The sequence below is a fragment of the Aquimarina sp. 2-A2 genome (assembly GCF_045505135.1).
Taxonomy (GTDB): Bacteria; Bacteroidota; Bacteroidia; order Flavobacteriales; family Flavobacteriaceae; genus Aquimarina; species Aquimarina intermedia.
The window spans coordinates 1-983 of sequence record NZ_JBJKFI010000019.1 but is presented as its reverse complement, the minus strand read 5'-3'; the positions used below and the strand labels follow the sequence as shown (position 1 = coordinate 983).

General features: G+C 44.7%; 1 pseudogene. It reads left to right on the top strand.

What is annotated here, in order from left to right:
- Positions 1-983, top strand: a pseudogene (locus ACJRPK_RS17465) (hypothetical protein); the annotation flags it as partial.

Genomic DNA, 983 nt, shown 5'->3' with positions numbered 1-983 from the left:
GGCGATGGTATTCCTAACTTCCAGGACCAAGATGCCGATGGTGATGGTATTCCAGATAATGTGGAGGCTCAAACAACAGCAGGATACCTTGCACCGAGTGGTATTGTAGACGGTACTGGTGTAGATACAAATTACGCAGGCGGACTTACCCCTGTGAACAGTGATGGAGCAGACACTGTAGATTACTTAGACTTAGATTCAGATAACGACAGTATAGTAGATGCTATCGAAGGTTTTGATACAAATAATGATGGCGTAGCTGATATAGTTCCGGCAGGAACCGATACAGACAATGATGGGTTGGATGACAATTTTGACTCCAGTGCAGATTACTCAGATCCAAACGGTTTACAAGTCACTACCACACCTTCTGCAGATTTAAACAATACAGATGGAGCAGATGAGTTGGATTACCGAGACACGGATGATGATAACGATGGTATTGTTACCCTTACCGAAGTAGGCGCAGACCCTGCGAACCCAACAGACAGTAATGTTGATGGTACACCTGATTATTTAGATGCCACTGATTTGGATGGTGATGGTATTCCTGACAGTGCAGATTTAGATGACGATAACGACGGGATTTTAGACAGTGTTGAAGATCCAAACTTAGATGGCGACAACAACCCGTATACAGAAGGTGTTGTTGGAGAGAATGATTTTGACGGCGATGGGATCCCTAACTTCCAGGACCAAGATGCCGATGGTGATGGTATTCCAGATAATGTGGAGGCTCAAACAACGGCAGGATACCTTGCACCGAATGGTGTCGATGCCAATAACGATGGAGTAGACGATAACTACGCAGGCGGACTTACCCCTGTGAACAGTGATGGAGCAGACACTGTAGATTACTTAGACTTAGATTCAGACAACGACAGTATAGTAGATGCTATCGAAGGTTTTGATACAAATAATGATGGCGTAGCTGATATAGTTCCGGCAGGAACCGATACAGACAATGATGGGTTGGATGACAA